General features: G+C 67.6%; 20 protein-coding genes and 1 tRNA gene. 11 read left to right on the forward strand and 10 right to left on the reverse strand.

The genetic code is table 11. The features are described from left to right. Positions 1-34 precede the first annotated feature (34 nt). Positions 35-1,513 carry an amidase gene (locus tag ACN22W_RS01310; RefSeq protein WP_419685853.1) on the reverse strand — a complete coding sequence of 493 codons (1,479 nt, stop codon included), beginning with the start codon at positions 1,511-1,513 and terminating at the stop codon, positions 35-37. 81 nt (positions 1,514-1,594) lie between these two features. Further along, the gene (locus tag ACN22W_RS01315) at positions 1,595-2,287 is read right to left on the reverse strand and encodes a dienelactone hydrolase family protein (RefSeq protein WP_419685854.1); all 693 of its coding nucleotides are present in this window, start codon (positions 2,285-2,287) and stop codon (positions 1,595-1,597) included. 223 nt (positions 2,288-2,510) lie between these two features. Between ACN22W_RS01315 and ACN22W_RS01320 the strand changes: the two genes are divergently transcribed. Together ACN22W_RS01320 and ACN22W_RS01325 are read left to right on the forward strand one after the other, a co-directional pair. Beyond that, positions 2,511-3,590 (forward strand): NAD(P)H-dependent flavin oxidoreductase, encoded by a 1,080-nt coding sequence (locus ACN22W_RS01320; protein ID WP_419685855.1) that lies wholly within the window; start codon positions 2,511-2,513, stop codon positions 3,588-3,590. 442 nt (positions 3,591-4,032) lie between these two features. Then, a complete protein-coding gene (locus ACN22W_RS01325; RefSeq protein ID WP_343495499.1) occupies positions 4,033-5,175 on the forward strand; it encodes a branched-chain amino acid ABC transporter substrate-binding protein in 1,143 nt (380 codons plus the stop codon). Positions 5,176-5,260: 85 nt separating this feature from the next. On the opposite strand, the gene ACN22W_RS01330 is transcribed toward ACN22W_RS01325, so the two are convergent. Then, positions 5,261-6,478 (reverse strand): MFS transporter, encoded by a 1,218-nt coding sequence (locus ACN22W_RS01330; protein ID WP_419685858.1) that lies wholly within the window; start codon positions 6,476-6,478, stop codon positions 5,261-5,263. Positions 6,479-6,699: 221 nt separating this feature from the next. Here ACN22W_RS01330 and ACN22W_RS01335 point away from each other — a divergent pair, with 221 nt between their 5' ends. From ACN22W_RS01335 to ACN22W_RS01345, 3 genes are all read left to right on the forward strand, one after another. Further along, positions 6,700-7,359 (forward strand): HugZ family protein, encoded by a 660-nt coding sequence (locus ACN22W_RS01335; protein ID WP_419685859.1) that lies wholly within the window; start codon positions 6,700-6,702, stop codon positions 7,357-7,359. 354 nt (positions 7,360-7,713) lie between these two features. Beyond that, positions 7,714-8,007 (forward strand): H-NS family nucleoid-associated regulatory protein, encoded by a 294-nt coding sequence (locus tag ACN22W_RS01340; protein WP_039324408.1) that lies wholly within the window; start codon positions 7,714-7,716, stop codon positions 8,005-8,007. 242 nt (positions 8,008-8,249) lie between these two features. Then, on the forward strand, positions 8,250-9,407 hold the full coding sequence (locus ACN22W_RS01345; RefSeq protein WP_129513467.1) for a cation diffusion facilitator family transporter: 1,158 nt from the start codon (positions 8,250-8,252) through the stop codon (positions 9,405-9,407). Positions 9,408-9,470: 63 nt separating this feature from the next. Here ACN22W_RS01345 and ACN22W_RS01350 read toward each other — a convergent pair whose 3' ends face one another. The 3 genes from ACN22W_RS01350 to ACN22W_RS01360 all read right to left on the reverse strand — a co-directional run bounded on the left by ACN22W_RS01350 (position 9,471) and on the right by ACN22W_RS01360 (position 11,321). Beyond that, a complete protein-coding gene (locus ACN22W_RS01350; protein WP_006477376.1) occupies positions 9,471-9,941 on the reverse strand; it encodes an Lrp/AsnC family transcriptional regulator in 471 nt (156 codons plus the stop codon). 79 nt (positions 9,942-10,020) lie between these two features. Next, positions 10,021-10,680, reverse strand: a complete 660-nt coding sequence (locus ACN22W_RS01355; RefSeq protein ID WP_419685860.1) for an exonuclease — start codon at positions 10,678-10,680, stop codon at positions 10,021-10,023. Then, positions 10,677-11,321, reverse strand: a complete 645-nt coding sequence (locus tag ACN22W_RS01360) for an MBL fold metallo-hydrolase (protein WP_048248141.1) — start codon at positions 11,319-11,321, stop codon at positions 10,677-10,679. Before ACN22W_RS01360 ends, ACN22W_RS01355 begins: the two co-directional genes overlap by 4 nt. Before the next feature lie 656 nt (positions 11,322-11,977). Here ACN22W_RS01360 and ACN22W_RS01365 point away from each other — a divergent pair. Then, positions 11,978-12,589 (forward strand): septal ring lytic transglycosylase RlpA family protein, encoded by a 612-nt coding sequence (locus ACN22W_RS01365; protein WP_193097454.1) that lies wholly within the window; start codon positions 11,978-11,980, stop codon positions 12,587-12,589. A 78-nt stretch (positions 12,590-12,667) separates the two neighbouring features. Here the strand turns inward: ACN22W_RS01365 and rsmI are convergent, their stop codons facing one another. After that, positions 12,668-13,546, reverse strand: a complete 879-nt coding sequence (rsmI, locus tag ACN22W_RS01370; protein WP_419685862.1) for a 16S rRNA (cytidine(1402)-2'-O)-methyltransferase — start codon at positions 13,544-13,546, stop codon at positions 12,668-12,670. 46 nt (positions 13,547-13,592) lie between these two features. Between rsmI and ACN22W_RS01375 the strand changes: the two genes are divergently transcribed. The 5 genes from ACN22W_RS01375 to ACN22W_RS01395 all read left to right on the forward strand — a co-directional run bounded on the left by ACN22W_RS01375 (position 13,593) and on the right by ACN22W_RS01395 (position 16,051). After that, on the forward strand, positions 13,593-14,021 hold the full coding sequence (locus ACN22W_RS01375; protein ID WP_419687352.1) for a YraN family protein: 429 nt from the start codon (positions 13,593-13,595) through the stop codon (positions 14,019-14,021). A gap of 126 nt (positions 14,022-14,147) precedes the next feature. Continuing rightward, positions 14,148-14,732, forward strand: a complete 585-nt coding sequence (locus ACN22W_RS01380) for an SIS domain-containing protein (protein ID WP_048248145.1) — start codon at positions 14,148-14,150, stop codon at positions 14,730-14,732. Positions 14,733-14,749: 17 nt separating this feature from the next. Then, entirely contained in the window at positions 14,750-15,550 is an 801-nt protein-coding gene (locus ACN22W_RS01385; RefSeq protein ID WP_129513472.1) for a BON domain-containing protein, read from the forward strand. Positions 15,551-15,561: 11 nt separating this feature from the next. Continuing rightward, on the forward strand, positions 15,562-15,909 hold the full coding sequence (locus ACN22W_RS01390; protein WP_419685864.1) for a c-type cytochrome: 348 nt from the start codon (positions 15,562-15,564) through the stop codon (positions 15,907-15,909). A 66-nt stretch (positions 15,910-15,975) separates the two neighbouring features. Beyond that, positions 15,976-16,051 (forward strand) — tRNA-Ala (locus tag ACN22W_RS01395). A gap of 114 nt (positions 16,052-16,165) precedes the next feature. On the opposite strand, the gene ACN22W_RS01400 is transcribed toward ACN22W_RS01395, so the two are convergent. The 3 genes from ACN22W_RS01400 to ACN22W_RS01410 all read right to left on the reverse strand — a co-directional run bounded on the left by ACN22W_RS01400 (position 16,166) and on the right by ACN22W_RS01410 (position 19,408). Further along, entirely contained in the window at positions 16,166-16,477 is a 312-nt protein-coding gene (locus ACN22W_RS01400) for a hypothetical protein (RefSeq protein WP_419685866.1), read from the reverse strand. Positions 16,478-16,601: 124 nt separating this feature from the next. Beyond that, positions 16,602-18,005: an enolase C-terminal domain-like protein gene (locus ACN22W_RS01405; protein WP_419685868.1), complete on the reverse strand. Its 1,404-nt coding sequence runs from the start codon at positions 18,003-18,005 to the stop codon at positions 16,602-16,604. A gap of 62 nt (positions 18,006-18,067) precedes the next feature. Continuing rightward, positions 18,068-19,408, reverse strand: a complete 1,341-nt coding sequence (locus tag ACN22W_RS01410) for an MFS transporter (protein WP_419685869.1) — start codon at positions 19,406-19,408, stop codon at positions 18,068-18,070. Positions 19,409-19,556 lie beyond the last annotated feature (148 nt).

The raw sequence follows: 19,556 nt of genomic DNA on the forward strand, positions 1-19,556 counted from the left end.
TTTGATACCGATGCCGATGCCGATGGCGCTGGTATCAGCGCTGCGCCTGCATCAGCGGCGGGCGGCGGTCGAACCACGGCCGCGCCTGTTCGAGCTGCCGCGCGAGCCTGAGCAGCAATTCGTCGTCGTTGTGGCGCGCGGCGAACTGCACGCCGATCGGCAGCCCGCGCGCGTTCCAGTAGAGCGGTACCGACATCGCCGGCTGGCCGGTCAGGTTGAACAGCTCGGTGCAGCCGGCCCACGTGAACGCCTTGCTCGACGCCTTCGCGAGCATTTCCTTCAGCAGCGGCTTGACCGGCAGCGCGGCGAGCAGCTTCATCTGCGCCGATTCGAACGGCGTCGGCAGCAATTCGCCGATCTTCACCGGCGGGCCCGCGAGCGACGCGCACAGAATCGCGTCGTAGCGCGACACGAGGCCCGACACCTGCACGGTGAGCTGGCGCTGCCACTCGAGCACGTCCGTCAGGCGCGTGCGCGCGAGGCGCCGGCCGATCACGGCCATCGCCCAGGTCGCGGCTTCGAATTCGCCGCGCCGCGGCGTGCGGCCGGTCAGCTCGCGCGCGCCGAGCACCATCTCCTCGGCGATCGTCGCCCACAGCGTGAGGAAGGTTTCGGCCGCGCGCGCGTAGTCGACGCGCAGCGTCGCCGGCTCGACATGGTGGCCGAGCGATTCGAGCAGCGCGGCCGCATCGTCGAGCGCCGCGCGCGTATCGTCGGCGAGCGCCGGCGCGAGCATCGGATCGACGACGAGGCCGATCCGCAGCGGGCCGGGCGGTGTATCGAGCGCGCCGAGGAACGTGCCGGGGGCGCCATGCGGCAGCGTCTGGCCGGTCGTCACGTCGAGCAGCAGCGCGCTGTCGCGCACGCTGCGCGAGACCGCATGCTGGACGACGAGTTCGCCGTTCGACGGCAGGTCGACGAGCACCGGGTTGCGGCTCGGCTTCAGGCCGAACAGCCCGCAGCACGACGCCGGAATGCGGATCGAGCCGCCGCCGTCGGACGCGTGCGCGAGCGGCACGATACCGGCCGCGACCGCCGCCGCCGCGCCGCCGCTCGAGCCGCCGGGCGTGTGATCGAGATTCCACGGGTTGCGGCATGCGCCGAACAGGACGGGTTCCGTGTACGGCATCTGGCCGATCTCCGACGTGTTGGTCTTGCCGAACACGTTGAGGCCGGCCGCGCGGCTGCGCGCGATCACCGGCGAATCGTCGCCGGGCACGAAATAACGGTAGTGCCGGCTGCCCATCGACAGCGGCAGCCCGGCGACCGCCGCGCCGAGATCCTTGACGAGATACGGCACGCCCGCGAACGGCGCGTCGGTGTCGCCATCGGGCGCCGCGGCCGTACGCTGGCGCGCGGCTTCGTAGTCCTGCAGCACGATCGCGTTGATCGCGCCGTTGACCGCTTCGGCCTGACCGATCGCGGCGTCGAGCAGTTCGCGCGGGCTCACCTTGCGTTCGCGCACGAGTGCGGCGAGGCCGATCGCGTCGTGCGCGAGATAGTCCGAGTGCATCGCTGTCACCCCCGTTGTGACGCGTGGCAATGATGGGAGCATAACGCGGGCCCGGCGCGATGGGCCCGCGACTGGCCGTTCTTACAGGTGCTCGGCGAGGAACGTCAGCGTGCGGCCGTGCGCGAGCGCCGACGCGCGCTGGTTGTACGACGCGCGGTCCGTGCAGTTGAAGCCGTGCTCGGCGCCCGGATACACGTGGAACGAAGCGTGGCCGTGGCCGGCGAACGCGGCCTTGACCTGGTCGACGGCCGTGAGCGGGATCCCGTGGTCGTTTTCCGCGTAGTGGAACAGGATCGGCTGCGTGACCTTGCCGGCGAGGTCGAGCGCGTTCTGGATGCCGCCGCCGTAGTAGGCGACCGCCGCGTCGATCTTGCCGGTCGCGGCCGCGCGATACGCGAGCTGGCCGCCGAAGCAGTAGCCGATCGCGGCGATCTTGCCGGCCACTTCGGGGCGCGCGCGCAATGCGTCGGCCGCTGCGCCGATGTCCGCGACCGCGAGACCCACGTCGGTCTTTTTCATCAGCTCGATGGCCTTGTCGCGATCCGCGCCTTCGTAGGTCAGCTCGACGCGCGGCTGGGTGCGCCAGAACACGTCCGGCGCGAGCGCGACGTAACCGTCGGACGCGTACTGGTCGGCGACCGCACGGATGTGCGAGTTCACGCCGAAGATCTCCTGGATGATGATGACGGCAGGGCCCGTGCCGCGCTTGGGCAGCGCGAGATAACCACCGAAGCTGTCGTTACCGGTCGGGATGTCGATCCATTGTGCAGTCACGTTTTGAACTCCTGGCGAACGGGGTGCGTCGTGCGCGCCCCGGGGTGGAAGAGGGCGGCCTAGTGTGCCACCAATCGTACGGCGGTGCAGGGCGCGCGCCCGCTTCTCGCGCAGCGATCGTTTCGATCTCGATTATTCATTTTTCGGCGATGCGCCGCTTCGATAGAGTCGATGTGTCGGCCTTTACAAAGCGCTTTCGCGCATCGTCATCGAAGGATTCGCCATGTCCGCCCGCCTGTTTTCCACGCCCTTTTCCGTACGCTTCGGCCTGCGCCTGCCGCTCGTGCAGGCGCCGATGGTCGGCGCGACCACGACCGCGATGGTCGCCGCCGCATCGAACGCCGGCGCGCTCGGCAGCCTCGGCGCCGGCGCGTTCGCGCCCGAGCGCCTCGCGACCGAAGTCGAAGCCATCCGCGCGGCGACCGATCGCCCGTTCGCGGTCAACCTGTTCGTGTTGCCGGACGCCGCGCCCGATGCGGCCACCGTCGCGCGCGCACTGGCGGCGATCGATCCGCTGAACGCGACGCTCGGGCTGCCGCCGGGCGTCGCGCCCGCACGTTACGCACCCGACTTCCGCGCACAGCTCGATGCGCTCGTGGCGTTGCGCGTGCCGGTCGCGAGCTTCACGTTCGGCGTGCTCGACGCGGCCGACGTCGCGCGCCTGAAGGCTGCCGGCACCTACGTGATCGGCACCGCGACGCACGTCGCCGAAGGGCTCGCGTGGCAGGCGGCCGGCGCCGATGCGCTGTCCGCGCAGGGCGCAGAAGCGGGCGGCCATCGCGGCACCTTCATCGGCTCCGCCGACGATGCGCTGATCGGCACGTTCGCGCTCGTGCCGCAGCTCGTCGACGCGACCGGGCTGCCGGTGCTCGCCGCGGGCGGCATCATGGACGGCCGCGGGATCGCGGCCGCGCTCGCGCTCGGCGCGCAGGGCGCGCAGCTCGGCACGGCGTTCCTCACCTGCACGGAAAGCGCGATCGCGGCGGACTGGAAGGCGCGCCTCCTCGCCAGTACCGACACGTCGACACAGGTCACGCGCGCGATCACCGGCCGCCACGCGCGCGGGCTGCGCAACACGCTGATGGCGCGGCTCGGCGAACACGTGGCCGATGCGGCGCCGTACCCGGTTCAGAACGCGTTGACGCAGCCGCTGCGCCAGGCCGCCGCGCGCGCGAACGACGGCGACTACCTGTCGCTGTGGGCCGGCCAGGGCGCGCCGCTCGCGCGGCGGCGCGGCGACGCGCTGACGACGTCGCAGCTCGTCGCTGCACTGGACGCCGAATGGCGTGCGTCGGCCGCGTGAACGACGGGTTCCGTCGACCGCCCGAACGGTCATATCGGACGACGAAACGCGCGTGCTGTCACGCGTGTTTCATTCAATGATCCCGTGCACAAAATACCGAATCGAAATGACACGGGAATGCTTTAAAACCACCTTTCAGCCGGATCCCGGGAATTAGCGGAAACCCTTATCAGGCGGGGCTTGCGACGATATTCGAGTAGTCATTCCAGTGTGTGCATATCAGTAGTGTTACCACTACCCCAAAAAAGTCCCACAAATTAATTTGATCACCTACACTTGCGCGCAAGTACGAGCGGGTGGCTGCTAAAAGCGGCTGTTTTCACGTGCTTGAGGCCAAGTGCATGAACGATGCAACCGGCGAATCGTCCAGTGATTGCAAACACAAGGATGGCAGCGGGGCACCGGGCGATGGCGTTTATTGGGACCGAAACTGGAGACTTACATGAATATCAAAATGCAGAAGCTGTTGCCGATCACCGCTGCGGCGATGCTGTGCGTTGCAGCTGCAAGCAACGCGGCCGCCGATCAAGTCGTCAAGATCGGCCACGTCGCGCCCTTGACGGGCGGCATTGCACACCTGGGCAAGGACAACGAAAACGGTGCACGTCTCGCAGTCGAGGAGATCAACGCCAAGGGTCTCACGATCGGCGGCCAGAAGATTACGCTGCAACTCGACGCGCAGGATGACGCGGCCGACCCGCGGCAGGCCACGCAGGTTGCGCAGAAGCTCGTCGACGACAAGGTCGTCGCGGTGGTCGGCCACCTGAACTCGGGCACGTCGATCCCGGCCTCGAAGATCTACAGCGATGCGGGCATCGTGCAGATCTCGCCGTCGGCGACCAACCCGGCCTACACGCAGCAAGGCTTCAAGACCACGTACCGCGTGGTGGCGACCGATGCGCAGCAGGGCCCGGCACTCGCGAACTACGCGCACTCGAAGGGCATCAAGAGCGTGGCGGTGGTCGACGATTCGACCGCCTACGGCCAGGGTCTCGCGAACGAGTTCGAGAAGAAGGCCAAGGCGCTTGGCCTGAACGTGATGTCGCACGACGCGACCAACGACAAGGCAGTCGACTTCCGCGCGATTCTGACGAAGATCAAGGGCGAAAACCCGGACGCGATCATGTACGGCGGCATGGACGCCACGGGCGGCCCGTTCGCGAAGCAGGCGAAGCAGCTCGGCCTGCGCGCGAAGATCTTCGCGGGCGACGGCGTGTGCACGGAAAAGCTGGCCGACCTGGCCGGCGACGCGACCGACAACATCGTGTGCTCGGAAGCCGGTGCCTCGCTCGAGAAGATGCCGGGCGGCGGCGCGTTCAAGGCGAAGTACGAGAAGCGTTTCGGCCAGCCGATCCAGATCTACGCTCCGTTCACGTATGACGCCGTGTACATCATCGTCGATGCGATGAAGCGCTCGAACTCGACGGATCCGGCGAAGATCCTGTCGGCGATGCCGGCGACGAACTACACGGGCGTGATCGGCAAGACGACCTTCGATTCGAAGGGCGACCTGCAGCACGGCGTGATCTCGCTGTACAACTACAAGAGCGGCAAGAAGTCGCTGCTCGACGAAGTGAAGATGTAACGCAAAAAGCGGTCAACAGTAGGGGTGAAAGCGCGCATGCGGCAACGCATGCGCGCTTTCTTTTTGGCCGGCGTGCGCCGTGCCGTCAGATCTTCAGGTGCGCGAGCACCTTCGGCGCGACGGCCGCGACGAGCGCCGCGCACAGCGCGACGACCGACAGGCCGATGGTCAGGTTCGCGGCCTGCGCGACCGCGCCGATCACGACCGGACCGAACAGCAGTCCGAAATACGCGAGCCCCGCCACATGCGCGAGCCCTTCGGCTGCGTGGATGCCCTTCACGCGCGCGGCGGCCGCGAACAGCACGGGCATCATGTTCGCGAGGCCGAGGCCCATCAGCGTGAAGCCGGTCAGCACCGCGGCCGGATACGGCAGCAGCAGCGCGCCGATCATCCCGGCGCACGCGAGCGACGCGCTCGCGAACACGAGCTGCGGCGCGCCGAAGCGGGCGCGCACGGCGTCGCCCGCGAAGCGCGCGATGGCCATCCCGCCCGAGAACGCCGCGTACGCGGCGCTCGCGAGCGCGGGGCTCGCCGCGACGACGTCGCGCATGTAGACCGTCGCCCAGTCGTACATCGCGCCTTCGGCGATCAGCGCGACGAGCGCGATGCCGCCGAGCATCCACAATGCGGGCGAGCGCCAGCGGTTGCCGCCGCCGTGCGCGTGTTCGTGATGCGGCACATGCGGCAGCACGGCCGGGCTCGCGACCACGAGCACCGTCGCGCTCGCCGCCGCCGCGAGCGCGAGATGCACGGCCGGCGCCATGCCGGCCGACAGCACTGCGCCGCCGGCCGCCGCGCCCGACATCCCGCCGATGCTGAACATGCCGTGCAGCGACGACATGATCGGCTTGCCGAGCGCGATCTCGACCGCGCTGGCCTCGGCGTTCATCGCGACGTCGAGCGTCGCCATCGAGAAGCCGAACAGCGCGAGCACGGCGAGCAGCATCCAGTAGTCGGGCACGACGAGGATCAGCGCCGCGCACGCGGACATCACGAGCCCGCCCGCGAGGCACGCGGTGCGCGAGCCGACGCGCGTGATCCAGCGCGCGATGGTCAGCATCGCGGCGATCGAGCCGCCGGCGACCGCGAACAGCGCGATCGACAGCAGCCCGGGGCTCAGCGCGAACTTGTCGCGCACGGTCGGCACGTGCACGCCCCATGACGCGTACATCATGCCGGCGACGAAGAACAGCGCCATCGACGCGGTGCGCGCGCGCTGGCGGGCCGGGAGCGACAGCACGCGATGCGCGTCGGGCGGCGCGGCGAACGGGGACGACGATTCGGGGGAAGCGGATTCGGACACGGGGAGGCTCGTCAAAAAATGCGCGGACGCACGCGGCGTCCGTCGGATTTGTCCGATTCTATCGAACCGCTTACGATCCTGCCGGGCGATGTCCGTTCGGCCGATGGCCGGGGGCGGGCCGCATCGGCCGTTCGACCGATGCGCGACACGCAGCGCCCGCGGGTAACATCGAAGCACACGCGGCGCGCCCGGCTCGCCGTCCTTCGACCGCAGGAGTCCTCTTGAACATCGATCCCGCCTTCGCCCTGCACCTGCTGCACCGCTGCGCGCTCGGCACGCTCGCCACCCATGCGCGCGATCCGCAGGGCTTCCCGTATCCGACCGTCGTCCCGTTTGCACCCGATGCAAGCCATCGGCCCGTGATCCTCGTGAGCGGCCTTGCCGAGCACACGCGCAATCTCGCCGCCGATCCGCGCGCGGGCTTCCTCGTCGTCGACGCACCCGGCGGCGACGTGCTGAATGCCGAGCGCGCGACGCTGCTCGGCCGGTTCGTGCCGCTCGGCGACGATCCGCATGTGAGCGCGCGCTACCGGCGCTACGAGCCGGACGCCGCGCGCTATCTTGCGCTCGGCGATTTCACGTTCTGGGCGCTCGACATCGAGCGGCTGCGTTATATCGGCGGCTTCGGGCGCATGGGCTGGGTCGACGGCACCCTTCTCGACGCGCTGCCGCCGCTCGCTTTCGACGAGGAGCAGGCGCTGTGGGACGCATACGATGCCGGCGATGCGCGCCGCGACGGGCTCGAATTGCTTGGCGTCGATCGCCATGGCGCCGACTGGCGATGCGACGGCCGCCGCGTGCGCACGCCATTCGACGCGCCGTCGGCCGATACCGGCGCGCTGTGCGACCAGCTGATCGCGTGCGCTCGGGATGTGGCGTGACGTCGCGGGTGCCGATTTGTCCGTTTAGCAAAACGTGCCGTCCGATTTTTGCAAAGCTGTCGTCCTATGAAAGCTTTGATTTTTCGAATGCAGGGTAATTGCGTATGTTGATAGGCCGAATAGACAATCGCTAATGTCCTAATCTCTGTGGAGAGACGTAAAAATTTGAGAAATGGCCGCGGCCGGTCAAAATGACATGTGCGAAATTCAATTGGCCTCGGGATTTTCATGAATACCGCTTCTATCAAATCTTTTTTGTGCTAATCTCTGCCTTCGAAAATCCGAGGCACATATATTTCATGAATGGTGAGCTGGCTGCAGACCGGCGCCATTGGTCAGATAGAAAGGGAAACTATGTCTTCTTACAAGGACCTGCTGGCCCAGCGGGAGAAGCTGGAGAAGCAAATCGAAGAAGCGAAGTCGCGTGAATACGCTGAAGTGCTGAATGACGTGAAGCAGAAAATTGCCGACTATGGCTTTTCGCTCGCCGATCTCGGTCTCAGCCGCGCGAAGGCAGGTAAGGTCGGCCGTCCGCGCGCTGGCGTGGCCGCGAAATACCGCGATCCGGAAACGGGCGCGACGTGGTCGGGCCGCGGCAAGCCGCCGCGCTGGATTGCAGGCAAGAACCGCGAACAGTTTGCGATTTAAACGTTTGTTTAAGTCGTCTGTTCTTCAAAAGAGCCGCGTGTCCGTTCAGGAGCGCGGCTTTTTTGTTTCCGGGTGCCGGCAGGCGCCTGTGCATTGTCATAAAAATGTAAGAATTGCATGTGAATGGAAATGCGACACGTTCGCATAAGCAGTTGATTTAAATGAGGAATTTGTGGGTATTGGACGGGTTCGCGACACGCCTTTGATAGAATTGCGCATCGCACACCGATATCTCATATTTCATGTCCACGTTTTCCGGCGACGCTCAGAGCGCAGATAAGCACGCGGTTGCGCGCAAGAGCACACTCGTCAGTATTGTTCTGAATGTCGTGCTTGCGACATTTCAGATCGTCGTCGGCACGATTGCGCATTCGCAGGCATTGATTGCCGACGGTGTGCATTCGATATCCGATTTGATCTCGGATTTTGTCGTGCTGGTTGCGAATCGGCATAGCGGTGCATCGCCCGATGCCGACCACAATTACGGACACAGCCGCTACGAGACGGTTGCGTCGCTGTTTCTCGGCGCGATCCTGATTGCGGTCGGGATCGGCATGCTCTGGCGGGCCGGCGACCGGCTCGTTAATCTCGAAAACATTCCGGCCGTGCATTTTTCCGCGCTGATCGTTGCGCTGACGGTGCTCGTGTCGAAAGAAGCGCTGTTTCGCTACATGCTGCGCGAGGCGCGGCGCGTGCGCTCGGCGATGCTCGTCGCGAACGCATGGCACGCGCGTTCGGATGCCGCGTCGTCGCTCGTCGTCGCGATCGGCATCGTCGGCAGCCTGGCCGGCGTGCGGCTGCTCGACCCGATCGCGGCCGCGATCGTCGGCTTCATGGTCGCGCGTATGGGCTGGACGTTCGGTTATGACGCGTTGCAGGACCTGTCCGACCGCGCGCTCGATACGGCCGACACGGCCGAGATCCGCGCGCTGCTCGCGGCGACGCCCGGTGTGCGCGACGTGCACGACCTGCGCACGCGCAAGATGGGCGATGCCGCGCTCGTCGACGCGCACATCCTCGTCGATCCGAAGATCTCCGTTTCCGAAGGGCATTACATCGCCGAGACCGCGCGTGCGCGCGTGCTGTCCGACCAGCGTGTGCTCGACGCGCTGATCCATGTCGACCCGGAGAACGACGCGGCGCGCCGTCCGGCGCTCGCGCTGCCGCCGCGCGGCGAGATCGCGGCACGGCTCGAGGCCGCGCTCGCGCAGCGCGGGCTGCGCGCGGCGGCGATCAACCTGCATTACCTGAGTACGGGGCTCGAGATCGACGTGACGCTCGCCAGCGATCCGCACGACACCGATGCGGCGCTGGGCAGCCGGCTCGACGTCGCCGCGCTGGAGCGCGAGTTCGGCGCGCGCCGGATCGGCTTCACGCGCGCGATGCCCGTGCAGGCGTAACAGGGCCGCCGATAACGGTCACCGCGACCGGGAGCCGGCCGGGGAGTCGGCCGCGCCCGCGTGTTACAGCGGCAGTTGCGTGTCGAACTTGATTTCGCGCAGCACGACGCTCGTGCGCACCTGCGACACGGCCGGAATCTTGAAGATGCGCTCGTGCAGGAACACGTCGTAGGCCTTGATGTCCGGCGCGACGATCTTGAGGATGTAATCGGCTTCGCCGGTCGTGCTGTAGCACTCGGTGACTTCCGGGCAGGTCGCGATCTCGCGCTCGAACTGCTCGACGCCGCCTTCGTTGTGGCGGGTCAAGTGCACGTGCGCGAGCGCGCAAACGTGCAGGCCGAGCTTCTCGCGATCGAGCAGCGCCGTGTAGCGCTGGATCACGCCCGACTGTTCCATGTCCTTGATGCGCCGCCAGCATGGCGTGCTCGACAGACCGACCTGGTCGGAGATTTCCTGTACGGAACGGCGCGCGTCGAGCTGCAACAGGCGAAGGATTTTTTGCGAAAAGGAATCGAGCGTCACCTGCGCCTCCATGCGGCAGCTACAACATGCTGAATGTTAGAGGGCCGGGAAAGGAAAGGCAATCTGATGCGGCGCTGTTGAGCGAGATTCGCTAATTTGCCCGCGGATCCGTGGGAATTTGTCCCGCCCCCGCGTTTTCCGACCGATCGGTGTCCGACACGGCGAGGCCCGCGAGCGCGGCCTGCTGCCGGCGCAGGTCGGCGAGCATGTTGCAGAACAGCGCGCCTTGCTCGATCGCGTCGTCGAGCGCGACGTGCGTGTGCGGATGATCGTCGAACCAGTGCTTCGGAAAGCGCGGCTTGATCGCCTTGCGGTACGGCAGGCCCGTGATCGCGAACGCGAGCGTCTTGATGTCGAGCGCCGACCACGAGAACGGGCAACGTCCCGCGAAGCGCATCATGTACCAGAACATGAACGTGAAGTCGAAGCCGGCCGGCATCGCCACGAACACCGGCTTGCCGGGCAGCGCCTCGACCCAGTCGACGTACGCGACCAGCGCTGCCTCGGGCGCCTGCAGGTCGCGCCGGCAGGCGGCCCAGGCTTCGGGCTCGGTCTTCCACCATGCTTCCTGCACCGGATGCGCCTGCGCGCCGGGCAGCGTCTCGAGGTTCGCCGAGAACGTCGCGATCAGCTGCTTGTCCTCGGTGTAGGCGGCCGATGCGAAGCTCAGCATCGAGTGCGGGCCGGGAATCGGGCCGTCGGCCTCGACGTCGGTGCTGACGTAGATTTCCGGGATGGCGGTCTGGTTCATCCGAATACCTTGTCGGACACGAACGGGTTCGTGCGGCGCTCGTCGCCGAATGTCGAGACGGGGCCGTGGCCCGGCACGAACGTGACGTCGTCGCCGAGCGGCCACAGCTTTTCCTTGATCGAACGGACGAGATCCGCGTGATTGCCGCGCGGGAAATCGGTACGGCCGATCGAGCCGGCGAACAGCACGTCGCCGACGATCGCGACGCGATGCGCGCGGCTGAAGAACACGACATGGCCGGGCGTGTGGCCCGGGCAGTGATAGACCTCGAGCGTCTCGTCGCCGAACTGCACGGTGTCGCCATCGTTCAGCCAGTGGTCCGGCTCGAAGGTTTCGGCGGCCGGAAAGCCGAAGCGCTCGCTCTGCATCGGCAGTTTCTCGATCCAGAAGCGCTCTTCTTCCTGCGGCCCCTCGATCGGCACGCCGTAGTGCGTCGCGAGCGTCTTCGCGCCCGCGCAGTGATCGATGTGCCCGTGCGTGAGCAGCACCTTCTCGACCTGCACGTTCTGCCGCGCGACTTCCTGTTCGATCCGGTCGAGATCGCCGCCCGGATCGACGACGGCGGCGCGGCCGGTCTTCTCGCAGACGAGCAGCGAGCAGTTCTGCTGGAACGGCGTGACCGGAATGAGCGTGACTTTCATGGAGACACCGGCGGCTAAAAGGAGCGATTGTACCGGTCGCGCGCGCTGCCTGCCGCCCGCGCGGCGCACGGCGCGACACGCGGCCGAGGGGATTCCCGGAGCATCCCGATTGTTACAACCATAGAGAGAATCAATGGTGTGGAGGGGGTGCTTTTCGAGACAGCCTTTTGGTTTATGTATAATGCGCTCCATTGCGCGTGAATTTCACGCAATTCGCTGGTGTTTCGGCCCCGTTAAATGGGGCGCCGGAAGCACCGTCAAGCATCGGCCGCCGGGGAGTCCGGCGGTGTATCCAGCACCGAATATTCGGTGCTCACGTCTTGTCCGGCCGGGTGCTGCGCGCCCGCCTGCGGCCCTGCTGCCGCGCCGCCGGATGAGGCCTGTGCCGCCGTTCCTGTGCGTTGGTCGTTTCGACGCGCGCGAACGTGAAGTCATGTTCGATGGCGGCATGTGGGGTCTGGTCAGGCTGTTGGGGACAGGTTGCGCCAGACGTGAAAGCTAATCAGGACGGTTGCGGCATAGAGATGAGCCGCGCCCATGCTAGCCGCCTGCTCGCATTGCGAGCGGGGCGTGCACGCATTTGCCGTCCGGGCCGCGTGTCTGCGTTGTGAAGCAGCGTCGTCAAGCACCGGCCCGAACCAGAAGGCGACACGTCGATGAACGTACGAATTCCGAGCCGATTCGGGACCATTGCATTATTTTTTGCGTTGACGGGCTGTGCGGTGCCACCCAGCCAGACCACCGGAAGCGCGAACCAGAAGAACGCGGTCGACAAGACGGCCGCTGCCGCGAAGGCGGACAACGACAAGCAGCAACTGAATTTCGATTCCGCGCTGGCATCGATGCCGGCTGCCGACAGCAAGGACGCGAAGAAACCGTCGCTGGCGGACGCCGAGCCGATCGATGGCAAGGATGTGTCCGACTTCCGCCAGACGGGTCGCGCATCGTGGTACGGGCGGGATTTCCACGGCCGCCGCACCGCGAACGGCGAGCGTTTCAACATGAATGCGCTTACTGCCGCGCACCGCACGCTGCCGCTGTCGTCGTATATCAAGGTGACGAACGCGTCGACCGGCAAGTGGGTCGTCGTGAAGGTCAACGATCGCGGGCCGTTCAAGCGCGGCCGTGTGCTCGACCTGTCGTATGCGGCCGCCAAGGTGATCGGCCTCGTGCATGCCGGCACGGGCCGCGTGAAGATCGAAGGGCTGTCGCCGCAGGAAGCGCGCGAGGCGCGCGACGAAATGGTCGCGTCGCTGTCGGCGAAGTAACGCGGCGGATCGTCCGCTTTTGCACAAAGGGCTGCCTTCCGGCAGCCCTTTGTCGTTTCTGCGCGGCGCCGTCGCGCGTCAGCCTTCCTTCAGCGCGAGCGCACGCGCATACAGCGTGTTGCGCGACGCGCCCGTCAGCGCGGCCGCGAGCTTGGCCGCGCTCTTCACCGGCACTTCTTCCAGCAGCAGCCTGAGCAGCGCGTCGTGCGCGGTGTCGTCGGCTTCGCCGCTCGTTGCCGGTGCGCCTTCGACGACCAGCACGAACTCGCCGCGCTGCCGGTTCGCATCGCCGGCGAGCCAGGTCTGCCCTTCGGCCAGGGTGCCCTGGAACAGCTGCTCGTGTAGCTTGGTGAGCTCGCGCGCGATCAGCAGCCGGCGCGCGGGGCCGAACGCGTCGGCGAGTGCGGCGACGGTTTCGGCGATCCGGTGCGGCGCTTCGTAGAACACCAGCGCGTACGGGTGCGACACCAGCGCCTGCAGCGCGGTCGCGCGCTGCTTGGTCTTCGGCGGCAGGAAGCCTGCGAACGTGAACGCGCCGGCCCAGCCGCCGGCCACGCTCAGCGCGGTCACGGCCGCGCTTGCGCCGGGCAGCGGGATCACCGCGAAGCCGGCGTCGCGCACCGCGTCGACGAGCCGCGCGCCGGGGTCGGAAATGCCGGGCGTGCCGGCGTCCGATACGTAGGCCACGCGTTCGCCGGCGCGCAGCAGGTCGACCACGCGCTGCGCGGCTTCGCGTTCGTTGTGCTCGTGCACGGCGACGAGCGGTTTCGAGATCCCGTAGCGGGCGAGCAACTGGCCCGTGTTGCGGGTGTCTTCGGCCGCGATGCGGTCGACGAGGCCGAGCACGTGCAGCGCGCGCAGCGTGATGTCGGCGGTATTGCCGATCGGCGTGGCGACCACATAGAGCGCGGCGCTCGGGTAGTGCTGCGTATGCGCGAGTTCGAGGAGGGCAGTCATGGCGGGCAATGCGCGCAATCGCGGCGCAGGCGGAACAAGGACGGCATTGTGCCACGCGGCGCCGGCCCGGCCGGGCGACGGGCGCGGTTTGCCGCGTGCGGGCGACAACTTTTCCGGCGCGGCGGGATCCAAACCGGTCGGCGCGGCGTTCGAGCTGCGCGCGCGGCAGTTTCTCGAGCGCCGCGGCCTCGGGTTCGTCGCGGCGAACGTGACGATGCGCGGCGGCGAGCTCGATCTCGTGATGCGCGAGCCCGACGGCATGCTCGTGTTTGTCGAAGTGCGCGCGCGGCGCAGCGTCCGGCATGGCGGCGCGGCCGCGAGCGTCGGCTGGCGCAAGCGGCGTCGTCTGGTCGCGGCGGCGCTCCAGTTCTGGGCACGCCACGGTGCCGGGGCCGCGTGCCGTTTCGACGTCGTCGCGTTCGAGGCCGGGCGGCTCGCGTGGCTGCGCGACGCATTTCGTACCGACGATGCGTAGCCGCGAGCTGTGACCAGATGTAAAGAGTTCTTGCCGGACCCCCGGAGAGGGTGTCGGAGTACGGTAAACTCGCCGCACCCATGATGTCGCGTGATGCGAGCCACGCGCCCAGTTCACCAGGAATCGATGTCAGTCGAACGTATTCAGCAACATTTCCGCGACAGCGTCGCGCTTCATGCCGAAGCGGCCGACGCGCTGTCGCTGCCGATCGCAGCCGCGGTCGACGCGATGTTCGCCGCGCTGGCGAACGGCAACAAGATCGTCGCCTGCGGTGACGGCCCGTCGGCCGCCGCCGCGCACTATCTCGCCGTGTCGCTCGTCGGCGGCTTCGAGCGCGAGCGCCCGGGCCTGCCCGCGATCGCGCTGGCCACCGACGCATCGCAGGCCGGCCTCGTGGGCACGGCGGCTGCGGAACAACTGTTCGCGCAGCAAGTGCGCGTGCTCGGCCAGACGGGCGACATCCTGCTGGTGCTCGATCCGGGCGGCGCATCGCCGCGCGTACTGGCGGCGATCGACGAGGCGCACGAGCGCGAGATGACCGTCGTCGCGCTGACTGGCGGCAACGGCCACGCGGTCGCGGCGGCGCTGTCCGACACCGATATTCCGATCAGCGTGCCCGCCGTTCGCGCGGCACGCATCCACGAAGTCCATCTGCTGACTATCCACTGCCTGTGCGACGGCATCGACGCGATGCTGCTGGGTGAGGATTGAACGAAGGAGAGCCGTCGATGAATCAAAGCCGCGTCAAACAGACGCTCGTCAGAACCACGCTGCTCGTCGCGCTGACGGCGGGCCTCGCCGTGTCGCTGCAGGGTTGCGTGCTCGGAGTCTTGGGCGCAGCGGCCGGTGGTGGTGCGCTGATCGCGACCGATCGCCGTACGCTCGGCGCGCAGACGGAAGATCGCGAGATCCAGGTCAAGGCGCTGTCGCAGATCAACAGCGGGCTGCCGGACCAGTCGCACGTGAACGTGACGGTGTTCAACCGTCGCGTGCTGCTGACGGGCGAAGTGCCGAACGATGCCTCGAAGCAGCGCGCCGAGGAAATCGTGCGCGCGATCAACAACGTGAACGGCATCATCAACGAACTGTCGGTCGAGCCGGCGTCGTCGCTGTCGTCGCGCGCGAACGACTCGTATCTCGAAGGGCGCGTGAAGTCCGAGCTGATCGCGACGAAGGGCTTGTCGGCGAACAACTACAAGATCGTCAGCGAGCGCGGCAACCTGTATCTGATGGGCCTCGTGACGGTCGACGAAGGCAACCGCGGTGCGGAAGCGACGAGCCAGGTGCCGGGCGTCGAGAAGGTCGTGAAGGTGTTCCAGTACATCAAGCCGCAGGACGCGCAGGCGCTGCAGGCCGCGTCGCCCGCGAGCGGCGCGTCCGGCGCGCAGGCTGCCGCCGCGCCGGCGGATGCCGCGACGGTCGGTGCGGTGCCTGACGCGTCGGTGCAGTCCACGCCGCTTCAGCCGCCCGCGCCGATCTCGAATTCGTCGAACGTGCACCCGGGCAACCCGAAGGCCCCGTCGCAATGAAGATCGCGCAGATGAAGCAGATGAAACAGTGGGTGGCGCAGGGCGCCGCGGCCGCGGCGCTCGTGGCCGGCACGCTGGGCGCCGCGCACGCGGACGTCGGCGACGGCCTGAAGGTGGCGCGCAGCAACGCATGCATGGGCTGCCACGCGGTCGACCGCAAGCTTGTCGGCCCGTCGTTCAAGGATATCGCTACACGCTACAAGTCCGATCCGCAGGCCGTGCCGAAGTTGTCGAAGAAGGTGAAGGAAGGCGGCTCCGGCGTTTGGGGTGCGATTCCGATGCCTGCGCATCCGCGCATGAGCGACGCCGACGTCCGTTCGGTGGTCGAATGGGTGCTGGCTGGCGCGCCGTCAAAGTGACGCGTTCGGGGTGACGTAACCCCTATTGCCAAGCGCGGAAATGCGTGTGTATGATGGTCGACTGTTGGGGCGGTAGCTCAGCTGGGAGAGCGTCGCGTTCGCAATGCGAAGGTCGGGAGTTCGATCCTCCTCCGCTCCACCAACGGAATTCGAAGGGCTCGGTCGCAAGACCGGGCCCTTTTTGTTTTCCGCCTTTCCAGCGACCCCTGGCAACGCCGGGGCATGGCTTTCGACGTGGCGCGATGGCTGGCGGCGACTAGGTCAGCAGTTCGTGCACCAGCCGGAACGTCGGCACCGACAACGCGGCGAATCCCGCGGTGATGGCCGCCAGAATCGCCGTCCGCTTCCGCAGCAGCGCGAAGACGACGACCGACAGCACGCAGAACGCGCAGGTCAGCAGGATCATCCACCAGAGCGCCGCATAACCCGCGCCGCCTTCGAAGTTCGACACGTTGCGCGTCATCCAGGTCGCGACATAGCCGGCGACGGTCATGCTCGCGGGCAGGCACAGCACCGAATACAGGACGAAGACGATGATCTGCCGCGGAGTCGGGTCGGGAGACGTCATGGCAAGCGTTACTTTCCGGGTGGACGGGGTACCGAACCGGTCGCCGCGCGGGCAGGTTCAGGCAGCCGGCAGGATGCGGGCGTTTTCGGGGTTTGGCAACCACCGCCCGCCACCCGCCAGCCCGTCACCCGCGCCCGAAACTCGGCCGTTTCGGATCGTACGTCCACCCCGGCACGAGATAGCGCATCGCAACCGCATCGTCGCGCGCCGTGCCGCCAACCGCCTGATACAGCGCATGTGCGGCCTCGACCTGCGCCATGTCGAGTTCGATCCCGAGCCCCGGCCGCTCCGGCACGGCCACCTTGCCGCCGACGATCGCGAGCGGCTCGCGCGTGAGCCGCGCGTCGCCTTCCTGCCAGATCCAGTGCGTGTCGATCGCGGTGATCGTGCCGGGCGCCGCCGCCGCCGCATGCGTGAACATCGCGAGCGACACGTCGAAGTGGTTGTTCGAGTGCGAACCCCACGTGAGCCCCCAGTCGCGGCACAGCTGCGCGAGCCGCACCGAACCCCGCATCGTCCAGAAATGCGGATCGGCGAGCGGGATGTCGACCGCCTGCAGCCGCACCGCGTGATCCATCTGCCGCCAGTCTGTCGCGATCATGTTGGTCGCGGTCGGAATGCCCGTCGCGCGGCGGAATTCGGCCATCACCTCGCGGCCCGAATAGCCGCCTTCCGGTCCGCACGGGTCTTCCGCATAGGCGAGCAGGTGACCTTGCCCGCGGCACAGCGCGACGGCCTCGTCGAGCGACCACGCGCCGTTCGGGTCGAGCGTCGCGCGCGCGTCGGGGAAGCGCGCCTTGATCGCCGCGATCGCTTCCATCTCGTCGGCGCCGGCCATCACGCCGCCCTTCAGCTTGAAGTCGGCGAAGCCGTAGCGCTCGACCGCGGCTTCGGCCTGCTGTGCGATCGCGGCCGGCGTCAACGCCGCTTCGTTGCGCAGCCGGAACCACGGATCCGCCGCATGCGTTTCGTCGCGATAAGGCAGGTCGGTGCGGTGCCGGTCGCCCAGGTAGAACAGGTACGCGAGCATCGGCACCGCGTCGCGCTGCTGGCCTTCGCCGAGCAGCGCCGCGACCGGCACGTCGAGATGCTGGCCGAGCAGGTCGAGCAGCGCGGCCTCGATCGCGGTGATCACGTTGTCGAGCCGCAGGTTGATCTCGTGCGGCTGGCGCAGCACGGCGGCCTCGCCGGCCGACGTGACCTCGTGCCGGATCGTGCGGCCCGCACCTGCATCCGCGCCCGCGCCGGACAGCGCCGCGCGCACCGCGTTCAGCGTCGCCTGGTAGCGGCCGATCGACTGGCCGACCACGAGATCCGTCATGCGCTCGAGCGCGTGGCGGATGCCTTCGCCGCCCGGTACTTCGCCGACGCCCGTGTGGCCGCTGCTGTCGTCGAGGATCACGAGGTTGCGCGTGAAATAAGGCGCGTGCGCGCCGCACAGGTTGAGCAGCATGCTGTCGCGGCCGGCGACGGGAATCACCTGCATGCGCGTGACGCGCGGGGTGCCGGCACGGCGGGATTCGGACATCGGTTCGCTCCTGGTTCCGGTGGCGCGCGGGCCGCCGGACGCGCCGGCGCGGCCCGCGCCGTTCAATGAAGCTCGACGCGGCGGATCTCGCCGACGACGAACAGGTAGCAGATCACGGCGACGAGCGCGTGCGCGACGACATAGACGAGCGCGCCGTTGAACGAGCCGCTGCGGTCGACGATGTAGCCGATCGCGATCGGCGTCGTGATGCTCGACAGGTTGCCGCACGTGTTGAGCAGCGCGCCGCTCAGCCCCGCGATCTGGCGCGGCGCGGTGTCGGCGTTGACGGCCCAGCCGAGCGCGCCGAGCCCCTTGCCGAAGAACGACAGCGCCATGAACAGCACGACGAGCACGTGCGAATCGGTGTAGTTGCAGACGATCATCGACATCGACAGCAGCATGCCGATCACGATCGGCACCTTGCGCGCGACCGACAGCGACCGGCCCTGCTTGAGCAGCGCGTCGGACACGACGCCGCCGAGAATCCCGCCGAGGAACCCGCACACGGCCGGGATCGACGCGACGAGCCCCGCGTTGAGGATCGACATCCCGCGCGCCTGCACGAGATAGACGGGAAACCACGTGATGAAGAAGTAGGTGAGCGCGTTGATGCAGTACTGCGCGACGTACACGCCGATCAGCATCCGGCTCTTCAGCAGCGCCTTCACGTGACGCATCGACGGGCCGCCGCCGCGCGCGCCCGTCGCCTGGTCGATGTTGACGAGCGCGCCGCCTTCGGCGAGATAGTCGAGTTCCGCGCGGTTGATGCTCGGGTGGTCCTTCGGGTCGTACATGGTGCGATTCCACACCAGGACGAACGCGAAGCCGAGCACGCCCATCACCGCGAACACCGACTGCCAGCCGAACGCGTGCACGAGCCAGCCCATCAGCGGCGCGAACACGACGGTCGCCGCGTACTGCGCGGCGTTGAAGATCGCCGACGCGGTGCCGCGTTCGGCGGCCGGGAACCACGCGGACACGATCCGGCTGTTGGCCGGAAACGAAGGCGCCTCGGCCGCGCCGACCAGGAAGCGCAGCCCGAACAGCAGCGCGAACGCGGCCGCGCCGCCGAAGAAGCCGATCGAGCCCTGCAGCAGCGTGAACAGCGACCAGAAGAAGATGCTGAACGCATAGACGATGCGCGACCCGTAGCGGTCGAGCAGCCAGCCGCCCGGCAGTTGCGCGACCACGTACGACCAGCCGAACGCGGAGAAGATGAAACCGATCTGCACGTGGCTCAGGTGCAGCGCGCGGGCGAGGCTCGGGCCCGCGATCGCGATGGCCGCGCGATCCGCGTAGTTGATCGTCGTGACCGCGAACAGGACGGCCAGCACGAGCCAGCGCACGCGCGTGCGCCGGGCCGTTGCCGACGCGGATGCCGGCAGCGCGTGAAGCGGATTCATGACTGTCTCCTCCGAATGGCGGAAGGTGCCGTCGTGCGGCAGGCGCGTCGGGTGCGCGCGTTTTCGTATCGGGTGCCGTCGGCCGGAGGCCGGGCGCCAGACGCCGATGCCGACAGGCAGGGCGTCCGGATCATTCTGTCATGTCGAT

The organism is Burkholderia theae (assembly GCF_048565265.1).
In the GTDB taxonomy this organism is placed as follows: Bacteria; Pseudomonadota; Gammaproteobacteria; order Burkholderiales; family Burkholderiaceae; genus Burkholderia; species Burkholderia theae.